The 25385-nt window shown below is 63.9% G+C and carries 22 protein-coding genes and 2 tRNA genes; 11 read left to right on the forward strand and 13 right to left on the reverse strand.

What is annotated here, in order from left to right:
• Nucleotides 1-168 precede the first annotated feature (168 nt).
• Complete coding sequence (locus DOM54_RS12335; protein WP_110716578.1) at nt 169-1428, forward strand: 6-phosphofructokinase; 1260 nt, start codon at nt 169-171, stop codon at nt 1426-1428.
• 397 nt (nt 1429-1825) lie between these two features.
• Nucleotides 1826-2374, forward strand: coding sequence for a glycine zipper 2TM domain-containing protein (locus DOM54_RS12340; RefSeq protein ID WP_110716579.1), 549 nt, complete (start codon nt 1826-1828; stop codon nt 2372-2374).
• A 1045-nt stretch (nt 2375-3419) separates the two neighbouring features.
• On the opposite strand, the gene DOM54_RS12345 is transcribed toward DOM54_RS12340, so the two are convergent.
• The 5 genes from DOM54_RS12345 to hemA form a co-directional block, all read right to left on the reverse strand.
• Nucleotides 3420-4166 (reverse strand): HesA/MoeB/ThiF family protein, encoded by a 747-nt coding sequence (locus DOM54_RS12345; RefSeq protein ID WP_110716580.1) that lies wholly within the window; start codon nt 4164-4166, stop codon nt 3420-3422.
• A gap of 51 nt (nt 4167-4217) precedes the next feature.
• Nucleotides 4218-4718 carry an Lrp/AsnC ligand binding domain-containing protein gene (locus DOM54_RS12350; RefSeq protein WP_110716581.1) on the reverse strand — a complete coding sequence of 167 codons (501 nt, stop codon included), beginning with the start codon at nt 4716-4718 and terminating at the stop codon, nt 4218-4220.
• 193 nt (nt 4719-4911) lie between these two features.
• Nucleotides 4912-5742, reverse strand: coding sequence for a peptide chain release factor N(5)-glutamine methyltransferase (gene prmC, locus DOM54_RS12355; RefSeq protein ID WP_110716582.1), 831 nt, complete (start codon nt 5740-5742; stop codon nt 4912-4914).
• A complete protein-coding gene (gene prfA, locus DOM54_RS12360) occupies nt 5742-6827 on the reverse strand; it encodes a peptide chain release factor 1 (protein WP_110716583.1) in 1086 nt (361 codons plus the stop codon). The genes prmC and prfA overlap by 1 nt, the downstream gene beginning before the upstream one ends.
• 16 nt (nt 6828-6843) lie before the next feature.
• Nucleotides 6844-8118, reverse strand: a complete 1275-nt coding sequence (gene hemA / locus DOM54_RS12365; RefSeq protein ID WP_110716690.1) for a glutamyl-tRNA reductase — start codon at nt 8116-8118, stop codon at nt 6844-6846.
• A 465-nt stretch (nt 8119-8583) separates the two neighbouring features.
• Here hemA and DOM54_RS12370 point away from each other — a divergent pair, with 465 nt between their 5' ends.
• The 9 genes from DOM54_RS12370 (at nt 8584) to DOM54_RS12410 (ending at nt 16250) form a co-directional block, all read left to right on the forward strand.
• Nucleotides 8584-10302, forward strand: coding sequence for a tetratricopeptide repeat protein (locus DOM54_RS12370; RefSeq protein WP_110716691.1), 1719 nt, complete (start codon nt 8584-8586; stop codon nt 10300-10302).
• 110 nt (nt 10303-10412) lie between these two features.
• Complete coding sequence (lolB, locus tag DOM54_RS12375; protein ID WP_110716584.1) at nt 10413-11108, forward strand: lipoprotein insertase outer membrane protein LolB; 696 nt, start codon at nt 10413-10415, stop codon at nt 11106-11108.
• Nucleotides 11105-11989, forward strand: coding sequence for a 4-(cytidine 5'-diphospho)-2-C-methyl-D-erythritol kinase (ispE, locus tag DOM54_RS12380; protein ID WP_110716585.1), 885 nt, complete (start codon nt 11105-11107; stop codon nt 11987-11989). Before lolB ends, ispE begins: the two co-directional genes overlap by 4 nt.
• Nucleotides 11990-12127: 138 nt before the next feature.
• Nucleotides 12128-12202, forward strand: a tRNA-Gln gene (locus tag DOM54_RS12385).
• A gap of 258 nt (nt 12203-12460) precedes the next feature.
• Complete coding sequence (locus DOM54_RS12390; protein ID WP_198655830.1) at nt 12461-13402, forward strand: ribose-phosphate pyrophosphokinase; 942 nt, start codon at nt 12461-12463, stop codon at nt 13400-13402.
• A 154-nt stretch (nt 13403-13556) separates the two neighbouring features.
• Complete coding sequence (locus DOM54_RS12395; RefSeq protein WP_110716586.1) at nt 13557-14204, forward strand: 50S ribosomal protein L25/general stress protein Ctc; 648 nt, start codon at nt 13557-13559, stop codon at nt 14202-14204.
• Nucleotides 14205-14238: 34 nt separating this feature from the next.
• Entirely contained in the window at nt 14239-14820 is a 582-nt protein-coding gene (pth, locus tag DOM54_RS12400; protein ID WP_110716587.1) for an aminoacyl-tRNA hydrolase, read from the forward strand.
• Nucleotides 14821-14977: 157 nt separating this feature from the next.
• Complete coding sequence (gene ychF / locus DOM54_RS12405) at nt 14978-16069, forward strand: redox-regulated ATPase YchF (protein ID WP_106420049.1); 1092 nt, start codon at nt 14978-14980, stop codon at nt 16067-16069.
• Between the two features lie 104 nt (nt 16070-16173).
• Nucleotides 16174-16250, forward strand: a tRNA-Met gene (locus DOM54_RS12410).
• A gap of 97 nt (nt 16251-16347) precedes the next feature.
• Here the strand turns inward: DOM54_RS12410 and DOM54_RS12415 are convergent.
• The 8 genes from DOM54_RS12415 to DOM54_RS12450 form a co-directional block, all read right to left on the reverse strand.
• Nucleotides 16348-17220 (reverse strand): D-amino-acid transaminase, encoded by an 873-nt coding sequence (locus DOM54_RS12415; protein WP_240613879.1) that lies wholly within the window; start codon nt 17218-17220, stop codon nt 16348-16350.
• Nucleotides 17221-17252: 32 nt separating this feature from the next.
• Nucleotides 17253-18233, reverse strand: a complete 981-nt coding sequence (gene dgcA / locus DOM54_RS12420) for an N-acetyl-D-Glu racemase DgcA (RefSeq protein ID WP_206019083.1) — start codon at nt 18231-18233, stop codon at nt 17253-17255.
• Nucleotides 18227-19228, reverse strand: coding sequence for an N-acetyltransferase DgcN (dgcN, locus tag DOM54_RS12425; protein WP_110716588.1), 1002 nt, complete (start codon nt 19226-19228; stop codon nt 18227-18229). Before dgcN ends, dgcA begins: the two co-directional genes overlap by 7 nt.
• Before the next feature lie 73 nt (nt 19229-19301).
• On the reverse strand, nt 19302-20618 hold the full coding sequence (locus tag DOM54_RS12430; protein WP_162619847.1) for a TRAP transporter large permease: 1317 nt from the start codon (nt 20616-20618) through the stop codon (nt 19302-19304).
• A gap of 94 nt (nt 20619-20712) precedes the next feature.
• Complete coding sequence (locus DOM54_RS12435) at nt 20713-21183, reverse strand: TRAP transporter small permease subunit (RefSeq protein ID WP_162619848.1); 471 nt, start codon at nt 21181-21183, stop codon at nt 20713-20715.
• Nucleotides 21184-21244: 61 nt separating this feature from the next.
• The gene (locus DOM54_RS12440; RefSeq protein WP_110716591.1) at nt 21245-22330 is read right to left on the reverse strand and encodes a TRAP transporter substrate-binding protein; all 1086 of its coding nucleotides are present in this window, start codon (nt 22328-22330) and stop codon (nt 21245-21247) included.
• A gap of 138 nt (nt 22331-22468) precedes the next feature.
• Nucleotides 22469-23902 carry an N-acyl-D-amino-acid deacylase family protein gene (locus DOM54_RS12445; RefSeq protein ID WP_110716592.1) on the reverse strand — a complete coding sequence of 478 codons (1434 nt, stop codon included), beginning with the start codon at nt 23900-23902 and terminating at the stop codon, nt 22469-22471.
• Nucleotides 23903-23939: 37 nt separating this feature from the next.
• Nucleotides 23940-25346: an amidohydrolase family protein gene (locus tag DOM54_RS12450; RefSeq protein WP_162619849.1), complete on the reverse strand. Its 1407-nt coding sequence runs from the start codon at nt 25344-25346 to the stop codon at nt 23940-23942.
• Nucleotides 25347-25385: the final 39 nt, after the last annotated feature.

The following is a 25385-nucleotide window of genomic DNA, read 5'->3' on the forward strand; positions in this document are numbered from 1 at the left end:
AGGGAGGTGTCAAACGATTGGCCAGCCAGTTTCATCCACTCGTGATGATTCGAGGTCGATCATTGCCAGCGCGAGACCGTCATCGAAGTCCGCGCGGGAATGCGACCGAGCACACCGGGCCGACGACGTCAGACCAGCACAACCGAACCTCAGGAGATGAGAGCCGATATGGCCAAGCACAATGCGTTCTACGCTCAGTCCGGTGGCGTCACTGCCGTCATCAACGCCAGCGCCTGCGGCGTGATCGAAGCCTGCCGTCGCCACTCGGATCGCATCGGTCATCTCTATGCGGGGCACAACGGCATCATCGGCGCGCTTCTGGAAGACCTGATCGATACCAACCAGGAGAGCGAGGAATCTATCTCGGCGCTGCGCCACACGCCCGGCGGCGCGTTCGGCTCCTGTCGCTACAAGCTCAAGTCCATCGAGACGCATCGCGCCGAGTACGAGCGCCTGATCGAGGTATTCAAGGCCCACGACATCCGCTACTTCTTCTACAACGGCGGAGGCGACAGCGCCGATACCTGCCTCAAGGTCTCCCAGCTGTCGGAGACGATGGGCTACCCGTTGACGGCTATCCACGTTCCCAAGACCGTCGACAATGATCTCCCCATCACCGACAACTCCCCCGGCTTCGGTAGTGTCGCCAAGTACGTCGCCACCTCGACCCGCGAAGCGGCGCTCGACATCGAGTCGATGTGCTCGACGTCCACCAAGGTCTTCATCCTCGAGGTGATGGGTCGACATGCCGGCTGGATCGCTGCCGCCGGCGCCCTCTCCGGAGAGTCCCCGCAACAAGCACCGCACCTGATCATCTTTCCGGAGATCGCGTTCGATCGTGAGAAGGTCATGGCGCGCATCGACGAGGCGGTCAAGTCTCACGGTTTTTGCGTGCTCGTGGTGTCCGAGGGCGCCCAGTACGCCGACGGGACCTTCCTTACCGACTCGGGCAGCACCGACGCCTTCGGCCACAAGCAGCTCGGTGGAGTCGCCCCCACCCTGGCATCGATGGTCAAGGAAGATCTCGGCTACAAGTACCACTGGGCGGTGGCCGATTACCTGCAGCGGGCGGCCCGCCACATCGCCTCCAAGACCGATGTCGATCAGGCTTATGCCGTGGGCGAAGCCGCCGTCGAACTCGCGCTGGCAGGCCAGAACTCGATGATGCCCGCCATCAAGCGCGTCTCCGATACCCCCTACGAATGGAAGATCGAGCCTGCCCCGCTGTCGGAGATAGCCAATCACGAGAAGTTCATGCCGCGGGAGTACATCAGCGAGGATGGTCTCTATATCAGCGAAGCTGGCCGCCGCTATCTCGCGCCGCTGATTCTGGGCGAGGACTTCCCTCCGTTCGAGAATGGTCTGCCCAAGGTCGCCAAACTCAAGAAGGCCAGAGTCGACCGCAAGCTGGCCCAGTTCGCGCTGTAAACCCCAGCGGCACGAAACTCGGCGCCGGGGACCCGGCGCCGACGAGTCCTGTCAGTTCTCCCCACTCCTGATACCCGCCCCGCTTCTCGGTCCTTGTCGTGGAAAAAGTCGCCTCACGCTTCCCATCGCTTGACCTGATGATCGCCGCCCGGAGACGTTTCCATTTGGAGACACCCCGTCGCCAAAATGGAAACAGCGTTCAATAACCCGCCGGCCCGGCGCTCTCCGGAAGTTTCGAGGCTATAATCATTCGATCTTGCGGAAGCGCTCATGGAGTGGCGCTCTCCGAAGATCATGCCAATCGGCAATCGATAGGGACATCACAAGAATTGCGAAGACTGCAGCATCGAACGCATGACGGTTCGGTACTGCAGAGAGCACAGAGAGGAGCAAGGTCATGAACAAACCGATCGTCATTGGTGGCGTCATTGCTGCACTGGGTATTGCCGGAGGCATCGCCGTCGGCTCCTATCAATCCTCGGAGAGCGGGCCCAGATATGCGGAGATCGTCAGCGTCGAGCCGATCGTTCAGACCACCAACACGCCGCGCGAAGTGTGCAAGAACGTCACGGTGACCCATCAGCGCCCGGTGAAAGACGAGAACCGCATCGCCGGCACCGCGATCGGCGCCATCGTCGGTGGCGTCGTGGGCAATCAGTTCGGTGGCGGCAGCGGCAAGAAGATCATGACCGCGGCGGGTGCCGTCGGTGGTGGCGTGGCAGGCAACCAGGTCCAGCAGCAGATGCAGCAGGGCGACACCTACCAGACCACCGAACAGCGCTGCAGCACCGTCAATGACAGCAAGGATGAGACTGTGGGCTACGATGTCCGGTATCGCTACGATGGCGAGGTGCATGAAGCCAAGCTGGACGAGAAGCCCGACGGGGACCGAGTCCTGATGCGTGACGGCAATCCGCAATGGGATGGTGACTCTCGATCCTCGTAAGAGCGAGCCGGCCAACACGGTTTCTCGCTTTCACCCGAAAGCCCCTGACGATGCCGCAGGGGCTCTCGCCTTTCCACCCGATCCCGTGCGATTTTTCCGGGCGAGCATCGAGTCTAGCGATGCGTGGGTTTCCTCGGACGCCCTTGGGGCCCGATAGGTTGACTTAGCGCAATCTCGATGGCGCGCTCTCTTTCGACGCCTCGGTCGACAAGTTTCTTGACCCGCGTTTTCAATGTTCCCAGCGGCATCCCGGAAATCCGAGCGTGGTAGGCAAGGGTCCCCTTGCGCGGCGCATTTTTTGTCCGTTGCTGGACGGGCTGAAGATCCCGCGTCGTCAATTTCATGGCCTTACCGAATACTCGCCTCTGATACAGCCCGGGCAACCTCAACGCGGCTGAACAGTGTTCGACCGTGAATTAATTAAAGTTAGTCTGCCCCACATTACGCTTCAACTTAATTAACACAGGTTAAAAAATCACTGAAAAAGCGCTACTTTACAATGGCATAAATGAGTGCCACCCCGCTGAGAAAAACCGCACTTGGCTCTGGATATCGGCAGAGATATCAAAATCTTGAGAATGACCTGGAGCGGAAGTCGCCAAGCAAGAAAAGTGACCAGCGGGCGTTTTTACCGCGCTAGGAACAAAAAAATGCCCCACCGACTCGATCGCTACGATGGAGTCGGCAGGGCCAAAGATCGCGGTATCGCGACCATGAACCTCTGGGCACGCGCAGCGGGTGCGCTCGCCTCGATTCAACAAATCATGAAATTGGTTTTTGCACGCCGGAAATCAACATATGGTAGATTTATCCCCCAGCCAACTACTATAGATATTAGGCTATCAGGATAACACGAGGGAGAGAAGCCGGAATTTTCATCAACTTTAGTGTTGCCGGGCAGACGTCCTGCCCCATCTCCACCAGGTAGAACGGGCGGTGCCGTCATCAGGTCCACATTGCCGGCGAAGGCCGACTCATCTCGCCGCTACCTATCGCCGGCAGGTCGCCGTGAATCATCGCCGTCCCTTCGCAATGCCAGGTATATTTAGCGATTACCACACACCGGACAGGCAGGATCTCTAGGCAGCGCGAAATGGCGCCACTCGCCCTCCAGCGCGTTGAATGTGGATAACCCCTGGTGAGGCCGCCCCGCCCCCGTGATCAATTTCATCGCCTCCAGCGCCTGGAAGCTCCCGATCAAACCGACCAGTGGTGAAATCACCCCGCTCTCGGCACAGGTCAGCGCTTCATCGTCCCCTTGCTCACCGTAGAGGCAGGCGTAACACGGCGATTGGTGCTGGCGGGGATCGAAGACGGCCAATTGGCCGGAAAAGCGAATGGCCGCGCCGCTCACCAGAGGCGTCCCGCTCTCGACGCAGGCGCGATTGATGTCGAAGCGACTGGAGAACCGATCGGTGCAATCCAGCACCACATCGGCCAGGGCGACTTCCGCCATCATCGCCTCGCCGACGAGACGTGCTTCCAGGGCTCGTACGTCACATGCCGAGTTCAGGCTTCGTGCCGCTTCAGCCGCCGAGCGGGCCTTGGAGTGCCCCAGGCGCCCTTCCGTGTGGGCAATCTGACGCTGCAGGTTGGACAACTCGACAATGTCGTCATCGGCAATGCCCAGATGACCCACGCCGGCTCCCGCCAGGTAGAGGGCCGCGGGAGATCCCAGCCCACCGGCACCGATGACCAACACGCGGGAGGCCAGCAGGCGCTCCTGTCCCACGATGTCGATCTCGTCGAGCATGATGTGACGGCTGTAGCGTAACAATGCTTGGTCGTTCATGAACTTTCCTGGGCACGAAAGCTACCGTTATCGGCCAGCCCTAGCCACGCATCATCGGTCGTCTTCCGGCAGGCAGTCGGGAATCGGCAGCGCCAACTCCTCCTTGACCTCTTCCATGACCACGTAGCTCTTGGACTCCTTGACGCCGGGCAACGTCAATACCACGTCGCCCAGCAGTTGCCGATAGGCAGACATTTCGGGAATACGGCATTTGAGAATGTAGTCGAACTGTCCGGAGACCAGATGGCACTCCTGGATCTGCGGCAGCTTGGCGACCGCCTTGCGAAACTCGTCGAACACCGATGGCGACTGCGTGTTGAGGCTGATTTCAACGAACACCAGCAGGTTGGCACGCAGCGCGCGAGGGTCGAGGATGGCCTTGTAACCCCGGATGATACCGGAACGCTCGAGGCGCTTGACCCGCTCCAGGCAGGGCGTGGTCGACAGACCCACTTGCGATGCCAGATCCACGTAGGAGATACGGGCGTTGTCCTGCAGGCAACGCAGTATGTTGAGATCGATCCGATCGAGAGCTCGAGATTTGGCTTTCATTGGTGTAATTGTTCCAAGCCGATGGATGAGAAGGGTTCCCTGAAAACAAGCGGTCGACAGCGAGACTGTCATGCCACGAGCCGCGGTTCCGTCGCCGCTCATGGGGGCGTTATTACTATCACAGGGGCGTTACAAACCTCCAGTGAGCCCGGTCACCTTCGTTCAACGCTGGTGGCCAAGCTGGCATTTCGAGTCAGCCCCACTGACCACCGCTCACCCGCTCGTGGCCTGCCAGGTCGCGCCGCGACGTGACGCCGCGAAAACCGCGATCCCGCAGCGCCTTCCGCACCGGTCCCGCCTGACGATGACCGTGCTCGACCCATAGCCAGCCTGCCGGACGCAAGTAGTCCGGCGCATGCTCGACCAGCCAGACCAGATCCGACATCCCCGCGGCCTCCGCCACCAGCGCCGAGCGAGGCTCGAAGCGGACGTCATCGAGCAGCAGGTGCGGATCGTCTTCCGCAATATAGGGAGGATTGGAGAGGATCAGGTCGAAGCGATGTCCGGACAGCACGGAAAACCAGTCGCTCTGGAGAAAGCGCGCATTGGTTATCGCCAGCCGTCGGGCATTGCGCCACGCCAGCGCCACCGCATCGGTCGAGAGGTCGACGCCGGTAACATGCCAATCACGCCGTTCACTGGCAAAGGCCAGCGCGATGGCGCCGGTGCCGGTGCCCAGATCGAGCAGCTCGCCGGCGGGCGCCGATGCCGCCTCGAGCGCGACCTCGACGAGACACTCGGTATCCGGCCGGGGAATCAGCGTCACCGGCGACGTCTCGAGACTCAGCCCCCAGAACTCGCGCGATCCGACCAGATAGGCCACCGGCACCCCCTCGACCCGGTGGGCGGTCAGCGCCTGGAAGCGTTCCCGCTGCGCCGCCGTCAGTTCGCGATCGCCCCAGGTATAGAGCCAGGTCCGGTTGGCGGCACAGACATGGGCCAGCAGCACCTCGGCGTCAAGCCGCGCCGTGGGTGATGCCACGAGTCTCGCCGCCGCCTCACGCAGGGCCTCGTCGATCGTCATCACTCGCCCTGCAGGGCTGCCAGTTGATCGGCCTGGTACTCGTTGACCAGCGGTTTGATCACTTCGTCGAGATCGCCGGCAACGACTTCACCCAGCTTGTAGATCGTCAGGTTGATCCGGTGGTCGGTGAGCCGCCCTTGGGGAAAGTTGTAGGTCCGGATCCGCTCGCTACGGTCGCCCGACCCTACCAGCGAGCGCCGGGTATCGGCCTGCTGCTGGCGCTGCGAGTCCACCGCGGCCTGCTTGAGTCGCGCCGCCAGTAACGACATCGCCTTGGCCCGGTTCTTGTGCTGGCTGCGCTCTTCCTGACATTCGACCACCAGCCCGGTCGGCAAATGGGTAATGCGGATGGCGGAGTCCGTGGTGTTGACGTGCTGGCCACCGGCACCGCTGGAGCGGAACGTATCGACGCGGAGATCGTTGGTGTTGATATCGACATCGCCGACTTCGCTCGCCTCGGGCATGACCGCGACGGTACAGGCCGAGGTGTGGATACGCCCCTGGGATTCCGTGGCCGGGACGCGTTGTACCCGGTGCGCCCCGGACTCGAACTTCAACGACGCGTAGACGTTATCGCCCTTGACGCGCGCGATGATCTCCTTGTAGCCGCCCTGCTCGCCATGGCTGGCACTGACCACCTCGACCTTCCAGCCCCGGCGCTCGGCATAGCGGGAATACATCCGAAACAGATCACCGGCGAACAGCGCGGCCTCGTCGCCACCGGTGCCCGCGCGAACCTCCAGGAAGACGTTGCTGTCGTCATCCGGGTCCTTGGGCACCAGCAGGCGCTTGACCTCTTCCTCCAGCTCCTCGAGTTCCGCTCGTGACGAGCGCCACTCCTCCTCGGCCAGCTCGCGCATCTCCGGATCGCTGTCTTGGCGCATCTGGTCGGCCGCCTCGATGTCGCCTTCGGTGCGGCGATAGGCGAGCCAGGCCCCGACCAGCGGCTCGAGTTCGGCATACTCGCGGGAGTAGTCCCGGAAACGCGGTTGATCGGCGATCACCTCGGGCTCGGAAAGAAGCGCGGACAGCTCCTCGAAGCGGTCCTGGAAGGCGTCGAGTCGTTCGCGCAAAGACGCTTTCATGCCCAGTCCTGTATTGTCATACCGAGTCCTGTGTCTTGGCGGGCCCCTCGATGAGCAGGTTATCGGCCGCCTGGATGATATCGTGACGTGACTGGCCCGATGCTTCGCGCAGGCGCAGCGTCGGACCATGCATCAATTTGTTGGCCAACTGGTGCGAAAGCCGCTTGATCACCGTCTCGGGATCCTCGCCGCGCGCCAATTGCGCCAGTGCCTCCGCTTCGGAGTCGCGCCTGAGCGCTTCGCCGTGCTGACGATAACGCCGAATCAGGTCCCCCGCGCCGCGAACCCGGCGCTGGTGCAACCAGTGCTCGACGCCACTGTCGATCAGCGCCTCGGCCTGCCGCGCGGCGACCTCGCGATGACGGCGGTTTTCGGCGATCACCTGCTGCAGATCGTCAACGCTATAAAGGAAGACATCGTCGAGATCGCCCACTTCGGGCTCGATATCCCGCGGCACCGCGATGTCGACCATGAAGATGGGCCGATGACGGCGCACCTTGAGCGCACGCTCGACCATACCCTTGCCGAGGATCGGCAATTCACTGGCCGTGGAAGCGATCACGATGTCCGCCTGCTCCAGCGCCTGCGGGATGGCGCTGAGCTCGATCGCCCGTCCACCGCAGTCGTCGGCCAGCGCCTGGGCTCGCGCCAGGGTGCGATTGGCAACGGTCAGCCCCATGATGCCCGCCTCGCGAAGATGGCGCGCAACCAGCTCGACCGTCTCCCCGGCGCCAATCAGCAGGGCGCGGGCCCGGCTGAAATCATCGAAGATCCGGCTGGCCAGACTGACCGCCGCGTAGGCAACCGATACGGGGTTCTCGCCGATCGAAGTCTCGCTTCGGACCTGCTTGGCGATGGAGAACGTATGCTGGAAGAGACGCTCCAGCTCGCTGCCGAGTCCCGCGTGCTGACGCGCGATCTGATAGGCATCCTTGAGTTGACCGAGGATCTGCGGCTCGCCCAGCACCATCGAGTCCAGCCCGGCTGCCACTCGCATCAGATGCTTTGCGGCCTCGCCCTCGTGGTAGTGATAGGCACAGTTCAACAACTCCTCGGCCGGCATGCCGTGGAATGTCCCCAGCCACTCCAGCAATTGACGCTCACCTTCGGCCACGGTGATGCAATACAACTCGGTCCGGTTGCAGGTGGAGAGCACCGCCGCCTCGCGCACGTCGGGCAGGGCCCGCAGCTGCGTCAGCGCGGACTCGAGCTGTGCCGGCGAGAAGGCGACACGCTCGCGCATGTCGACAGCGGCCGTCCTATGATTGATACCCAGTGCTAGCAGCGTCATGAAATCACGGTCACTTTCTTGCGTGGACCCGGCCCTCGCGCCTTCGAGCATCATGCGGCGCGCCGGGATGGAACGCGACGGATGTCAGGTCGTCAGACGCTCCATCAATGTTCGCGACCGGCCAGTGGCCAAGACGCCAAGACATACCAGCCGACGGCGGGCCCCAACCGGGGCCCGTTCACACTATAGGCCGCGAGCCGCGTTGCTGCGTCAAGTGCGTTCAGGCAAGGCGCGGGACGCCGGTAAGAGTCGTTTCCTGATCCCGTCACCCAACGAAGCCTGGACGGACCTGACGCGCAGCCAAGGGGCAGGCCCACGTGTCACCCGTCGAGCGAAGCGGCGCCATTTTAGCACAACCGGAAGACGCTTAGCAGGCAATGAATCAGGCCCGCGATGGCTGTCTCCGCGATTGACCCCGGCCCGCCAGCCGCTATGCTGGACCCATTGATCGATCTCGAGGGCCGCATGCCTAAAAGTCTGTTATCCGCCGCCATCTGTGCGGCCCTGTTGGCTGGCTGCGAGAGCCTGTCGGGCGGTTCCATGTCGCCGCCTGTCGATGACCCGTTAGCGACGGCACCGCCGGTCTCCAGTGGCTTCGATGCAGAGGGTCTCTCCCAGGTGCTGCTCTCCGAGATGGCTGGCCAACGCGGCGATTTTCATCGTGCCGCGATGGGTTACCTGGCGGCCGCCGAGCGTTACCGCTCCGCCCCCCTGGCCGAGCGTGCCACCTTGGCCGCGCGCTATACCGACGATACGGCGCTGCTGAATGCCACGGCGGAACGCTGGCAGCAGTTGGCACCTGAGGATACGGCTCCGGAAAAGCTGCTGTCGGGAATCGCAGTAGATCGCGGCAACTGGCCGGCGGCCCTGCAGCACAGGCTGGAACTCGCCCGGGCGGGGGAAGATGCCCAATTGCTCGATCTGGCAGACCTGATGGTGGAGTCCCAAGCGGAACTGCCGCCGCTGATCGCTCAACTGCGCGACTTCACCGCCACCTTCCCCGACGATGCCGACGCCCAGATGGCGACTGCCCGACTGGAGGCCGCCGACGGCCGGGTGGATGAGGCCCAGCAGCGCCTGAAACGCCTGACACGACAACACGCCGAGCTACCCGAGCTCTGGCTGGCCCGATCCCAGATCGCCCTCGAGGCCGGCGACTACGCCCAGGCCACCGCGACCGCCAGGCGTGGCCAGGAGCTCTCTCCCGATGACGACCGGTTCCTGCTGGCAATGGCCCAGGCCCAGATCGCCAATGGCGACATCTCCGCCGCCGAAGGCCAGATCGATCAGCTGTTGGCGCGGCACAACGCGACCCCATCGCTGCGGATCGGCCTCGCCCAGCTCTATCTCGAGGCGGGAGCGATCGAACCCGCCCGCCGATTGCTGCTGCCACTGCTCGACCGCGATGACACGCCGCCGGCCACCTATCTGGTACTGGGGAGCATTGCCGAGACCCAGGGTGAGATCGAGAACGCGCTTCTTTACTACCGCCAGGTACCCGTGGGTCCGGGTTTCCTCGATTCACGTGCGCTGGCCACCCGGATGCTCACCGCCGACGGTCGCACCGACCAGGCCCAGCAGTTCTTGCGCATCGAGATTCTGCGCCACCCCGGCCAACGCGTCGCGCTGACCCAGATCGGCCTGCAGGCTCTCGACAATGTCGATCGGACAGCGGCGGCGGATACGTTGCTTGCCAGCAGCCTCGAGCAGGCCCCGGACGACGCCGACCTCCTCTATACTCGTGCCATGCGCGAGTTCGAACGTGGCAACGTCGAGACAATGATGAGCCAGATGCGTCAGCTCATCGCCAGGTACCCCGACAATGCCGCCGCGCTCAACGCCCTGGGTTATACCCTCGCGACGACAACCGAGAACTACGACGAGGCGCAGGAGCTCATCGAAAGAGCTCATGCCCTCGAGCCGCAGAGCCCTGCGATCCTCGACAGCCTGGGATGGGTGTATTTCAAACGCGGGGAGACCCGCAAGGCGCTGGGCTACCTGCGCCGCGCCTACGCTGGCCAACCCGATCAGGAGGTTGCCGCGCATCTCGCCGAAGTCCTGGTCGCGCTCGATCATCAGCGAGAGGCACGGGAACTGGTTAAATCCGCGCTTGCCGACAGCGAAGTCCATCCGGATATCGACGACCTGTTGACCCGCTATCCCCAGTTGGCCCCGCAGCCCTAGGCCCGGGGGCGAGGTAGACGAACTCGCGGTTCTTGACGACCTGGCGCCCCTGTTATCGTATACGCCCCCATCTGCACACCGGAATCATCCGCGCTCGACAGGAATTTGCCATGTCTCCAAGCCTTTTTGCCAATGCTCAGCCACGCCACCTGTCGTTCCCGTCTCGACGCTGGTGGCAGCCACTGGGGGCGCTGCTTCTGCTCGCCTGGCTGGCCGGCTGCGCCGGACAAGCACCAGCCCCGGAGGTGCCGCGACAGCCCGATGACTGGCAGCGGCAACAGCAGGACCTGGCAGCGCTGGATACCTGGACGGTCGCCGGCAAGGTCGGGCTACGCACCGCAGAAGAGAGCCGCAGTGCCAACCTGGACTGGTCCCAGGCACCCGATCACTACCGCATGCTGATCAGCGGTCCCTTCGGCGCCGGACGCAGCGTGCTCGAGGGCCGCCGGGGTGCCGTCACCCTGACCACCGGCGATGGCCGCTTCGAGGCATCGTCGCCGGAAGCGCTGATGCAGCAACAGCTGGGATGGTCGCTGCCGATATCGGCGCTGGACTATTGGGTGCGAGGGCTCCCCGCGCCGGGCCGGATCCATCAGCAGAGCGATGACGAACTCGGCTTCCCCAGGACCCTGAGCCAGGATGGCTGGACCATTCACTACCGGGACTGGACCTATGCCGACTCGCTGTGGCTGCCGAGCCGCCTGATCATGACCTACGATGACATCCGCGCCACGCTGGTGGTCAACCAGTGGCAACCGGGGAGCGGCAGCGACAAGGCGCCGGAACAGGCGGCGGGATCGCCATGAGGTCGCTGACGCTGCCGGCGCCGGCCAAGCTCAATCGGCTGCTGCGGATCACCGGGCGTCGCGAGGATGGCTATCATTCGCTGCAGACGTTGTTCCAGATCCTGGATCGCGGCGACACGCTGCGGTTCGAGACGCCGCCCCGGGGGACCGATATCGTCTTGTCGCCGGCACTCGCCGGCGTCGCCGAAGCGGACAACCTGATCGTGCGTGCCGCCCGCCGGCTTCAACGCGAGACCGGCTGCCGGCAGGGCGCGACCATCACCCTGGAGAAGCGCCTACCGATGGGCGGTGGGCTGGGTGGCGGCAGCTCCAACGCCGCCACCACGTTACTGGCGCTCGACCGCCTGTGGGATCTCGGGCTCGGCATCGAGCGGCTGGCGACGCTGGGGCTGGAGCTGGGCGCCGATGTCCCGGTGTTCGTGCGGGGCCGCAGCGCCTGGGCTGAGGGTGTCGGCGAGCGTTTGAGCGCCGTGGATCTCGAGCCGGCCTGGTTCGTCATCCTTCATCCTGGCGTGGAAATCTCCACGGCGGCGATTTTCGGCCACCCCGGTTTGACACGCGATAGCACGGTCATTAGTATGCGTCGCGCACTCGATGGGGCTGGCCCCGAAGCGGTGTGGCGCAACGACTGCGAGCGCATCGTGCGAGCGCTTCATCCGGAGGTCGATCGCGCGCTGGACTGGCTTGGCCAGTACGGCCACGCGATGCTGACAGGGACTGGCGCCTGCGTCTTCTGTCCGCTGGACGGCGAAACGCAGGCCGATCAGGTACTGCAGCAGGTCCCGGATGAATGGCAAGCCTTCAAGGCCCGCGGTTGCAATCTGTCGCCACTGCACCAGGCTTTGGATCTTGCCGAAGGTTTGGGTCAGGCCCAAGCGTGACGTCTTCGATCTGAAAACCGAGACTTACGTGGTTTTCATCAGTCTTTTCAGACGAATGACGACTTCACGACTGGTTTTGCCCTCAAACCTAGCCAACGGTTTGCGCTTTTGCGCATAATGAGCGCGACCGATGATTGCTGGGGTATCGCCAAGTGGTAAGGCACTGGTTTCTGGTACCAGCATTCCCAGGTTCGAATCCTGGTACCCCAGCCACTTCCTGAATTTCGACAAGCCTGCAAACGGAAACCGGGACGCGATGGCCGCTCAGCCCACACGATTTCCCCACCGACGTTGCGGTTCTTTTCCCTGCCGTCTCGACGCACGATTTCGATGCCGCCCCGCATCGCAAGCGGGCGGGCGTGGTGTTTCGGCAACCTCTCGTCTCGTACGCTACCGGCAGTCTTGTCACCCGTCCTGGCTTGAACCGAATGTCCCCTACTGACCTTCAACAGCTCCCAAAGGTGGCCGCGCGTGTCTAAATTGATGGTTTTTACCGGTAACGCCAATGTCGGACTCGCCTCCAAGGTAGCCGAGAGTCTCGATAACCGGCTCGGCCATGCCACGGTCGGCCAGTTCAGCGATGGCGAAATCGCTGTCGAGATCAATGAAAACGTGCGCGGTAAAGACGTCTTTATTCTCCAGTCGACCTGCGCGCCGACCAACGACAACCTGATGGAACTGATCCTGATGGTCGATGCGCTGCGCCGCGCTTCGGCAACGCGGATCACCGCGGTGGTGCCCTACTTCGGCTACGCCCGCCAGGATCGCCGGGTGCGCTCCGCCCGAGTGCCGATCTCGGCCAAGGTCGTGGCGGACATGATGGTCAAGGCCGGCGTCGACCGAGTCATGACCATGGACCTCCATGCCGACCAGATCCAGGGCTTCTTCGACGTGCCGGTGGACAACGTCTACGGCTCGCCGATCCTGCTCGACGACATCGAGCGCCAGAACTATGACGATCTGGTGGTGGTCTCCCCTGACGTGGGCGGCGTGGTGCGCGCTCGCGCCATCGCCAAGCAGCTCAACGTCGACCTGGCGATCATCGACAAGCGCCGCCCTCAGGCCAACCAGGCCCAGGTGATGCACATCATCGGCGACATTCAGGACCGCACCTGCGTGGTGGTCGACGACATGGTCGATACCGCCGGCACCCTATGCAAGGCCGCCGAGGCGCTGAAGGCCCACGGCGCCCGTCGCGTGGTCGCTTATGCCACGCACCCGATCCTTTCCGGACCCGCCGTGGACAATATTAGCGGTTCGGTGCTTGACGAACTCGTCGTTGCCGATACCATACCGCTCTCCGAACCTGCACGTCGCAGCGGCAAGATCCGTCAATTGACGGTCGCCGGCCTGATTGCCGAAGCCATCCGGCGTGTCAGTAACGAAGAATCCGTCAGCGCGATGTTTCACTGATCCCTCCCGACACCGGAAACGGGGCGGGAGCGAACAGCGAAGCACGCGTGGATACGTGAGCCACTGCCGTGATGGCAGTGGTTCCTGCTGGAACGGCATCGTCTGGTCGCGGGCGATGCCGATTCCTTTACTTGACCACTAGAGGTGACAATCCATGTCCCATTACACCCTGACCGCCAATGTTCGTAAGGAGCTGGGGAAAGGTGCGAGCCGCCGCCTGCGCCGCAAGAACGAACAGGTCGCCGCCATCATCTACGGTGGCGAAGCCGCCCCGCAGCCGATCACCATCGACAAGCCGGCCTTCTACAAGGCGATCGAAGACGAGGCGTTCTTCTCCTCGGTCATCGATATCAAGGTCGACGGCAAGAGCGAACAGGTCGTCATCCGTGATCTTCAGCGTCATCCGTACAAGGCGCTGATCACTCATGCCGACTTCATGCGCGTCGATGCGACCCACGAGCTGACCCTGAACGTCCCGCTGCACTTCCTCAACGAAGAGAACTGCAAGGGCGTCAAGGATGAAGGTGGCGTGATCCACGTCCTCAACAACGACGTCCAGATCAGCTGCCTGCCGTCCAAGCTGCCGGAGTACCTCGAAGTCGACGTCGCCAACCTGGGCCTCGGCGAGACCATCCACCTCTCCGACCTCAAGCTGCCGGAAGGTGTGACCCTGGTCGAGCTGACCCACGGCGAAGAGCACGATGCCGGCGTGGTCAGCGTGACTCACCCGACCGTGTCGCGTGACGACGAAGTCGCCGGTGAAGGCGTCGACGAAGATGGCGAGCCGAAAGACGACGCATAATCTTGTGTCAAAGACCGGATAACAGGCAGTCGGCATGGTAGTGAAAGCGATCATTGGGCTCGGTAACCCGGGGCCGGAATACGAAGACACTCGCCACAATGCCGGCGCCTGGCTGGTCGAGCAACTCGCTCGGGACGCAGCGCAGACGCTGCGTCCCGAGCGCAAGTTTCTGGGTCTGTATGCCAAGATCCGTCTGAGCGGGCACGACCTGCACCTGCTCAACCCCACCACTTTCATGAATCGCAGCGGCGCCTCCGTGGCCGCGCTGTGCCAGTTCTTCAAGATCGCCCCGGACGAGCTTCTCGTCGCCCATGACGAACTCGATATCGCCCCCGGCTGCGCCCGTTACAAGACAGGCGGCGGGCACGGCGGGCACAACGGTCTGCGTGACATCGTCAGCGCGCTGGGCAATACCAACGGCTTTCACCGCCTTCGCGTCGGCATCGGCCACCCCGGTAGCGCCAAGCTGGTCACCAATTACGTGCTCGGGCGTCCCGGCAAGGCAGAGCGCCAAGCCATCGACGATGCGCTTCTCGAAACCGTACACACCCTCCCCGACGCCCTCGACGGCCAATGGGCCAAGGCGATGAATCGCCTGCACAGCTTCAAGAGCTGAGCAATGAGAAAGAGGACGAAACAGGGCTGCCTCGGCACTCGAGCGCGTGGCTTCCAGGCGCGCGGCGCCGTTCTTTCCTCTTCCTTCTGCTGCGGCGTCCCGTAGAATAGCGAGCCTCTCTTTCAGCTTTTCCTGCACATCAACTCGGATACATCCTATGGGTTTCAATTGCGGCATCGTCGGCCTACCCAACGTCGGCAAGTCGACGCTCTTCAACGCCTTGACGCGCTCCGGCATCGACGCCGAGAACTTCCCCTTCTGCACCATCGAACCCAACACCGGTATCGTGCCGATGCCCGACCCGCGACTCGACAAGCTGGCCGAGATCGTCAAGCCGGAGAAGGTCGTGCCCACGACCATGGAGTTCGTCGATATCGCCGGCCTGGTCGAGGGCGCCTCCAAGGGCGAAGGCCTGGGCAACCAGTTCCTGGCCAACATCCGCGAGACCGACGCCATCGCCCACGTGGTGCGCTGCTTCGATGACGACAACGTCATCCACGTCGCCAACCAGGTCGACCCCACCGCCGACATCGAGACCATCAACCTCGAGCTCGCGCTGGCTGATCTCGATGCGGTGGAGCGCTCGATTCAGCGTCTGACCCGGGTGGTCAAGGGCGGCGACAAGGAGGCGATCGCCACCAAGGCGATCCTCGACCGCATCCAGCCCCATCTCGCCGAGGGCCAACCACTGCGCAGCTTCGGCCTGGACGAGGATGAACAGCGCCAGTTGCGCAGCTTCGGTTTCCTGACGCTCAAGCCGACGATGTACATTGCCAACGTCAACGAAGACGGTTTCGAGAACAACCCCCATCTCGATACGGTACGCCGCATCGCCGCCAGTGAGAACGCCGTCGTGGTGCCGGTGTGCAACAAGCTGGAAGCGGAGATCGCCGAGCTCGAGGATGAGGAGCGCGCCATGTTCCTCGACGAGATGGGCATGGAGGAGCCTGGGCTCGATCGCGTCATTCGGGCCGGCTATGGCCTGCTGGGCCTGCAGACCTACTTCACCGCAGGCGTGAAGGAAGTGCGGGCGTGGACGGTCAAGGTTGGCGCCACCGCCCCCCAGGCGGCGGGCGTGATCCATACTGACTTCGAGAAGGGTTTCATCCGCGCCGAAGTGGTCAGCTATGACGATTTCGTGGCGCTGGGCGGCGAGAACGGCGCCAAGGAAGCCGGCAAGTGGCGCCTGGAAGGCAAGGCCTACGTGGTCCAGGACGGCGACGTCATGCACTTCCGCTTCAACGTCTAGCCGAGGCCACCCCCGAACTGGATGTGGATTTCGAAAAGCGTTGACGTTTCATCGGGTTATGGTAGTATTCGCAACCGTTGTCGGGCGACTCGATTTGCCCTTCAGGCTACGTAGCTCAGCTGGTTAGAGCACATCACTCATAATGATGGGGTCCCCTGTTCGAATCAGGGCGTAGCCACCAGATATCACGACAAGGCCCGCCGTTCTCGCGATCGGCGGGCCTTGTCGTTTCCGGCTGGTCCGCGTCGGCCGACTCGTTCGAGCCGGCCGGCGGCGGCTTAGAGGGCGCGGCGGCGACTCACCTCGATATAGGCCGCTCGCAGGCGCTGGGCCACCTCACCGGGATGTCCGTCGCCGACCGAGACCCCATCGATCGCGATGACCGGTGTCACGAACGAGGAGGCCGAGGTAACGAAGCACTCCCTGGCCTGCTGTGCCTCCTCGACGCTGAACGCCCGCTCCTCGAGCTGCAGTGACAGCGCTTCGGCGAGCGTCATGACGGCGGCCCGGGTAATGCCCGGCAAAATGGCGGATGAAAGCTCGCGGGTCACCAGGGTCGCGTCGTGCGTCAGCATCCACACATTATTGGAAGCCCCTTCGGTCACCATGCCGTCCTCGACCAACCAGGCGTCATCGGCCCCGGCAGCCTTCGCCGCCATCTTGGCCATGGCGGGATAGAGCAGTTGCACCGTCTTGATATCACGCCGTGCCCAGCGCCAGTCCGGCTGCGTGGCCACACGGATGCCCTCCCGGCCACTGCGAGCGTCGACCAGCGGCTTGGCCTGGGTGAACAGCACCAGCGTGGGCTGGGTATCGGCGTCGGGGTAGTGAAAATCCCGGTCGCCGGCGCTGCCTCGGGTCAACTGGAGGTAGACCATCCCCTCGTCCAGCGCATTGCGCCGAATCAGCTCGCGGTGGATCGCCAGTAGCGTCTCCTCGTCCCACGGAAGCGCTATCTCGAGCGCGGCGGCGGAGCGCTTCAGGCGCCCCATATGGCCGGGGAAGTCGATCAGCTTGCCATCCAGCACCGAAGAGACTTCGTAGACGCCATCGGCAAGCATGAATCCCCGGTCGAAGATCGATACCGTGGCGTCCCGCTCAGCGACGTAGTCGCCATTCACGTACACCGTGCGCTGTGTCATCTCATTCATTTTCTTGTCTCGATCCTTGTGCGACGCGCCCTTCAGCCCCACAGGCGCGGCGAAGCCGGGTGGATGCCTGCCGCGTCGAAGCGCATGCCAGGCTCGCGATCCCGGGCCAGCAGCAGCGGCCCGTCGAGATCGACCACGGCCGCCCCCTGGGCCACCAGTAGCGCCGGTGCCATCGACAGCGACGACCCCACCATGCACCCCACCATCACCTCGAATCCCCTGGCCAGCGCCTCGCGCTTGAGCGCCAGAGCTTCGGTCAAACCACCGGTCTTGTCGAGCTTGATATTGATCATGTCGTAGCGCCCCGTCAGCGCCGCCAGGGAGCTTCGATCATGGCAGGCCTCGTCGGCACACACCGGCAGTGGCCGCTCGATCTCCGCCAGTGACGCGTCATCCGCGGCGGGCAGCGGCTGCTCCACCATGTCGATTCCCAACTCGAGCAGAGCCGGCGCCAGGCGCTGATAGGCCTCGCGATCCCAGCCCTCGTTGGCATCGACGATGATTCGCGAATCCGGCGCCCCCTCGCGTACCGCCCGCAACCGCTCGATATCGCCCTCGCCACCCAGTTTCAGCTTCAACAGGGGGCGTGCGGCATGCTGCCTGGCCTTGTCGCGCATCATCGCCGGGCTATCGAGCGAGAGCGTGAAAGCCGTGATCTCGGCCACCGGCGCTGGCAGCCCGGCGAGTTGCCAGACCGGCGTTCCGCTGCGCTTGGCCTCGAGATCCCAGAACGCGCAATCTACCGCGTTGCGCGCCGCCCCGGCCGGCAGCCTAGCCTGCAGCGCCTCACGATCCAGCCCGTTGGCCAGATCGTCCTGCAGCGATTCGATCTGCGCGATGACGCTCGCCACCGACTCGCCATAGTGCGCATAGGGCACGCACTCGCCGCGCCCGACATGAACGTCGTCGCTCAGGGTCGCCACCACGACCCGCGCGTCGGTGCGCGAGCCGCGGGAGATGGTGAACACCTCGGCGAGCGGGAAGACCTGCTCCTCGACGCGCAGCTTCAACATGCCGCCACCGCCTCCGCCAGTCGTTCTGCGCCCTGGCGATAGGGATCCACGCACGGCAGTCCCAGCCGCGATTCGAGTGCTTCAAGATAGCGATCCGCCTCGTCGGCGGGCATGGCGGCGGTGTTGACCGAAACGCCGACGACCTGACAGGCGGGATTCACCACCTGGGCCAGCGGCAGCGCAGTATCGCGCAGTTGCTCGAGCGTCGGCAGCGAGTAATGGGGCAGGCCGCGCATGTGCGTGCGGGTCGGCTCGTGACACAGGATCAGCGCATCGGGCTGGCCGCCGTGGATCAACGCCAGCGTCACGCCAGAGTATGAGGGATGAAACAGACTGCCCTGCCCTTCGATGATGTCCCAGTGGTCGTCGTCATTGTCCGGCGTCAGCCACTCGATCGAACCGGCCATGAAGTCGGCGACGACGGCATCCAGCGGCACGCCCTCGCCGGTGATCAGGATCCCGGTCTGGCCGGTGGCGCGGAAGCTCGACTTCACGCCGCGTTCGCGCAACGCGATATCCAGCGCCAGCGCCGTGTACATTTTGCCGATGGAACAGTCCGTTCCCACCGCCAGGCAACGTTTGCCCCGACGCGGCTTGCCGTCGCCGATCGGATACTGGACCTGAGGCACGCGCACGTCGACGAGGCGTCCGCCATGCTTCTTCGCGGCCTCGACCAGCACCGGCTCGTCACGCAGCAGATTGTGCAGACCGGAAGCGATGTCCATTCCGGCGGCCAGTGCCTCCTCGAGCACTGCAATCCAGCTGCGGGAGATCACCCCGCCACGGTTGGCCGCGCCGATCACCAGCGTCTGGGCACCCTGCGCAACCGCGTCTTCGATCGTCAGGTCGGGAAGTTTCATGTCCGCCTGGCAGCCCGGCAACCGATACTGACCCAACGCATATTCCGGACGCCAGTCACGGATACCCTGCGCCACCTTGGCGGACAACGGGTCGGGCACATCGCCCAGAAAAAGCAGGTAAGGGGTCTTGAGCATGAGGGTTATCTCTATCCAATGTCTCGGGTAGTGCAGTGTCTCGGGTGGTGGCACCGCGATCATGACGACGCCATTACATCATGGTTTCCGGCAACAACAGTGAAATGGCGGGAAATGCCAACAGCAGTGCCAGCACGATCAGGTCACACAGCACGAATGGCCAGACCCCGGCAAACACCTCGTTGATCTTGACGCCCTTGCCGGCCGCGCCCGCCAGCGCGAAGGCGTTGAGTCCCACGGGCGGGGTCACGCCAGCGATCTCGCACATTTTCATCGCGATAACGCAGAACCATACCGGGTGATAGCCCAGCTCCACAACGATGGGAAACACGATCGGCAGCGTCAGCGCAAAGGCGGCGGCTGGCACCACGACCATCCCCATCAGAAACCAGATGAGCAGGATCAGGCCCAGCACCATCCACGAGGGCACGTCCCAGGAGACCATGAAACTGGATATCTCGAACGGGATGCGTGTCAGGCCCAGGAAGCGACTGAAGAACAGCGCCGCGATGATGATGAAGAACAGCGTCGTGGTGATGCCCGCCGATTCGCGCAGCGCCCCACGCAGTCTTGGCATCGAGCGCAACGGTCCGCCGACCAGGCCGAGCAGCAGCGCCCCGAGCGCGCCGATGGCACCCGCTTCGGTCGCCGTGAACAGGCCGCTGTACATGCCGCCGATAACCACGCCACCGAGCGCGAGTATCTGCCACAGGTCCCGCACGCCACGTACTCGGTCACGCACCGTGACCTCGCGCTCCTCGGCATCGATCGGCGCCAGTCGTGGATGGCGTTTGGCGCGCCACACGATCGAAAGTGTATAGACGATCGCGGTCAGAATGCCTGGGAGAATGCCCGCCATGAACAGCTGGCCGACCGACACGCCGGTGAAGATCGAGAACAGGATGAACATGCCGCTGGGCGGGATCATCGCCGCCAACGATCCCGAGCAGGCGATACTGCCCAGCGCGAAGCGCTTGTCGTAGCCGTAGCGCCGCATCTCGGGATAGGCGATACGGCCGAACACGCTGGCCGTGGCCAGCGAAGAGCCGCAGACCGTGGAAAAGGCCGCACTACCGAATGCCGTGGCCACCGCCAGCGACCCCGGCACCCTCGCCGCCAGCCGGTGGATCCCCTTGTAGGCCTGCTCGGCAAAGCCACTGGCCGCCGCCAGCGCGCCCATCAGGACGAACAGCGGCAATACGGTAAAGGTCGGCGAGGCGATCGCCGTATACATGGTATCGCCCAACAACGATGACGCGCTGGACGGCGTCAAAAGCGTGGCAATACCGATGAAGCCGACCAGCAGGAAGTTGATGGCCAGCGGCACACCCATGACCAACAGCAGCAGCAGCACCGCAATGCCGCCGATACCTATCAGCGTGAAATCCATGATCATATCCGTGTTCAGAATAAGACTGTCGAGAGACCGTCCGGCGATGCCGGCCGAATCGTCGCGCCCCCACCCGGCAAGGTCCGGCCACCGATCACTCGTCGTGCGCTGCCCGCCTGAACTGGCGCGACAAGCTGCGGCAGAGTTGCAGGCCATACAGGACGAGCGCGGCGAACATCACGAACTTGATCGGGTAAACGAGGATCGGGCGCGGCCCGGCAATCGCCTGGCGGCTGTCGAACGCACCGATGGCGTTATGCCATACCGCCCAGCCGACGATCACGATCGTGGCCAGCGACACCAGCGTGACGAAGCCATTGAGACAGCGTCCGGCGATACCCTGCAGCCGTTCCGGCAACCATTCGACGCGAATATGGGCGTCCTGCTCCTCGGCATGGGAGAGCCCGAGATAGACGATCGCGATCATGGTGAACATGGCCAGTTCGGAGACGCCATAAAGGGGGCGGGAGAATCCCCGCGCCACCAGATCGACGACCATGAACAGCACCACCACGATCAACAGCCAGCCGCACAGTTCGGCCAGGCCGCGATTGAGCAGGGTCAACAGGCGCGGCCTCCGCGACCGTCGAGCCTCCGTCCCCGCTCGCGGCTCATGCTGCGCCCGCTCAGTCATGGGCCACGCCACCCGAGCCAGCGTCGATGATCGCCTTCATTCGCTCGATGATCTGCGCGGGCTTTTCGGCGCCGGCCTTCTCGGCACTCTGAATCCAGGTCTCGCGGTTGGATGCCACCGCCGGCAATGACACGAACTTCTCGATATCCTCGTCCGACGCGGCCGTCACCGTATAGCCGGCGTCCTGCTGCACCTTGACGATGCGATCGAACTCGTTGTCGTAGTATTCGCCAAAGGTCTTCTCCGCCTGCGCCGCGGCCTGTTCGAACCAGCCCTGCATCTGCGGGGACATGGCGTCCCACTTGCGCTGGTTGATGGTCAGGATCATGGGAACCGCAAGCCACAGTCGGCGCGAGGTGAGGATGTTCGGCGCGACCTCGTCCATGCCGGTCCGGTTGAGGCTGTCGTAATTGGTGAAGACGCCATCGATGGCCCCCGACTGCAGCGACTGGTAGGTGTCGCTCCACGGCACCGACACCGGCGTCGCTCCCAGATCCCCCAGCAGGTTGAGCATCCACTGGCTGGAAGCCCGGACACGCTTGCCGCGAAAATCGTCGAACGACGTCACCGGCTCGCGAAAGACCCCTGCATATGGCAGATAGGGGTAGATGTAGATGATGTGCTGCCCCTGCTGGGTGAACTCCTCCCGCAACTGTGGCACCTGATCATAGACGTCGTGATAGACCGACATGATGTCGGCGTAATTTTCCGGCCCTTCGGGGAAGAGCTGGAAAGCCCCGTTCAGCAACAACCGGTTGGGATAGTAATTGATGTTGATGTAGCCCATGTCGGCGACACCGTTGCTGACACCACCAAGAATCTCGTCGCCCTGCATGACCGACGCGCCCCAATAAGGGATTACTTCTATCTCGCCGCCGGACACCTCGTTGAGCGCATCGAGAAAGCCTTTCTCGGCGGCGCCACGCAGGCCGTTCGGTGCGGTATTGGTCGCGTAGGTCAGCGTGTCCGCAGCAGCGGGAGCGGGCGCCATGGCGACGGTCGCACCCACGGCCAGGCTGACGGCGGCGGCGGATATCAGATGGCGCCAGCGGCGGGATTCAGGATGAGTCAAAGACATGGGGTAACCTCGTTTTCGTTGTCATTGTCGTCGAGCTCGTCGCCAAGCCCGCCAAAAAAAGTGTCAGCGATCCGACACGCAGCTGTCTCATGCTTTTTCGTCGACAGCCCATAACCCGGTGTTAACGGGTTGTCGGCGTCACGGTCCCTCGCGCCGGAGAAGCCGACCGGCACGCCGGCGCACGTCGCCATCGACCCAGGTCTCGTTGCCGTTGACCATGACCCAATCGATCCCCACCGCTGGCGTGGTCGGCTCGACGAAACTGGCGCCATCGAGAATGGTGTCGAAGTCGAACAGGGTCAGGTCGGCGAATGCCCCCTCGCGAATCACGCCGCGATCGGTCAGACCGAAACGGGCCGCCGACATCGACGTCATCTTGCGGATCGCTTCGGGCAGCGAGAAAAGCCCCTCATCGCGGCAGTAGTGGCCGATCACCCGGGGGAAACTGCCCCAGAGGCGCGGGTGCGGGTTGGGGTCGCTCGGCAGGCCATCGGAGCCGATCATGGTCAACGGATGCGCCAGTACGCGGCGCACGTCGCGCTCGTCCATGTTGTGGTAGATCGCCCCGGCCGGCATCAGCCGGCGTGCCGCCTCGGCCAGATCCACGCCCCACTCCTCGGCAATGGTGGAGAGCAGCCGCCGGCCCTGTTCGGGGTGTGGCTTCGACCAGGTGATCAGGATGTCGAACTGGCCCGACACCCGCCATAGATCGAGCGTGGTGGAACAAGCAGCGTACGGATAGCAGTCGCAATGGCAGGGCTGGCGTTGCGCGGCCTGCTCGAGCTTCTCGATCGCATGTTCGCTCTTGCCCCAGTTGTCGACGTCGGCGCACTTCAGGTGGGAGATCACCAGCGGCACTTGCCCATGCCGGGCCGTCTCGAAGGCCTCGTCCATCGCCTCGAACAAGGCCTCGCGCTCGTTGCGCATGTGGGTGGTATAGATCCCGCCCGCTTCGCCGACGACCTCGACCAGCGCCTTGACCTCTTGAGTCGGCGCCTGACGCGCGTTGGTGTAGGCAAGTCCCGTGCTCAAGCCGATCGCCCCCGCCCGCAGTGCCGCGCGCAGCGTCTCGCGCATGGCCTCGATCTCGACCTCGCTGGCAGGCCGATCGAAACGATCCATCACCCCCGCCCGCAGCGTGGTATGACCGATCAGCGCCGCCACGTTGACGGCGGGCATGGCGGAGTCCACGGCCGAGGCGAAGTCCCCGAAGGTGTCGAAGAAGTCGTCGGCCTCGCCCAGCAGGTTCATCGGGTCCGGGACCTCACCGTCGATCTTGACCGGCGAGGCACTGATACCGCAGTTGCCGACGATGACGGTGGTGACGCCCTGGCTGATCTTGGGGCGCATCTCCGGTTGGCGAATCGCGCAACTATCATCGTGAGTATGCACGTCAATGAACCCCGGCGAGAGAAACCGCCCCGCGGCTTCGACCACCTGCGCGGCCTGCGTCGCATCCAGATCGCCGATCGCCGCGATTCGCTCTCCCTTCACGCCGATATCGGCCACGAATGGCTCGCGTCCCGTCCCGTCGACAACCTGGGCACGACGAATGATCACATCGAATGTCATGTTGTTCTCCTGATGGCGAGGTGCGGCCAACGTCTTGTCATTGAGGGGTTTGCAGCATCGTGCCGGGCTGAACGATCAACGCGTCCAGCCCGGCAGCACGCACCGCCTTCTCGCCCACGGGCGTCGTGATCAGGCGGCCGCCGCGGCCGACCACCTCCTCGCCGTCGAGCAGTCGTTGCCCATGGGCATAGGTCAACACGGGACGACGGCGTTCGAGATCGAGCACGCAGATATCCGCATCGGCACCCACGCCCAGATGCCCCTTGTCGCGCAGCCCGAGGATTCGCGCCGGATGCAGACTCGCCTTGCGCACGAAGCCATCCAGGCTCAAGGCATCGAGATGCACCAGCGCGAGGCCGCGCGCCACGATGTCGTTGCGTGGGATGCCACCGCCGTCGGTGGCCAGGGCATCCACCGCGAAGCGGCCATCAGGCCGCGTGGCCGTCACCAGCCGCAGACGTGGCTCGGGCGGATTGGCACGAAAACTGATACCGATGAGCGACCCGCAGGCGCGCCAGGCGGCCAGCCCCTCGGCCCCACCCACCAGTTCGATGACGCCGTCGCGCTCCAGATTGACCAGCGCCCAGCCGGCCAGAATCGCCTCGGCCATCCCCTCGGTGGTGGCCGGATATCCGCCACGTTCGAGTCCGAAGGCGGCCAGTCGGCTGCCGGGAACGCCATCGATGCACTCGCCACTGACACCATTGAACGGCGCGAGATAGGATTCCGAACGGATATGCGGATGAGCCGCCAGCAGCCGCAATGCCTCTTCGCCCTCGGCGACGGCATCATGGATCTGACCGCGGCAGTAGCTGTTGATATGCGCCAAGTGAAGCGGATGTCCGGCGCTCAGTTCGCACGCCTCCCGCATACCCTCGATATTGGAGCCGGCCGACCGCGTGCCGGCATGAAAGGCCGCGTACGCACCTTGCCCTGCAGCCGCTGCGATGGCCTGCGCCGTCGCGTCGGCCGTCAATGGATAGTGCCCACCCAGAAGCTTCAGCCCGATCGCGCCCTGACTCAGGGCGTGACTCAACGCATCCTCGATATCGCCCCGGCCGGGGTCGGCGGAGGCGATGGTGTGTCCCGGACGCAGATAGTTGACGCAGGCGATGCTCAGCCCGCAACCGTGACGGACCGCCAGATCGACGACACCCTCGATGGGTCCGGCCATATCCAGCGCGGTGGTCACGCCCGCCAGCGCCAGCATGCGATGGCCGCATCCTCCACCCAGGAAGGGCGAGAGATGCACGTGCATGTCGACGATACCCGGTATGACCAGCAACCCCGTCAGATCGTGCTCGCGTCTTGCCCCACCGGCGATGGTCGGCGCCACCTCGACGATTTTTCCATCGCGCAAGGCAATGTCCCGAATGTCGTGCACCCCGTTGGCCGGGTCGACGACGGTGCCGTTGCGCAGCAGGGTGTCATAACCTTCCATCATCTCCACACCTCGGCGATCAGCGTGACTGTCATGCTCGAC

Source organism: Salinicola acroporae (genome assembly GCF_003206615.1).
GTDB lineage: Bacteria > Pseudomonadota > Gammaproteobacteria > Pseudomonadales > Halomonadaceae > Salinicola > Salinicola acroporae.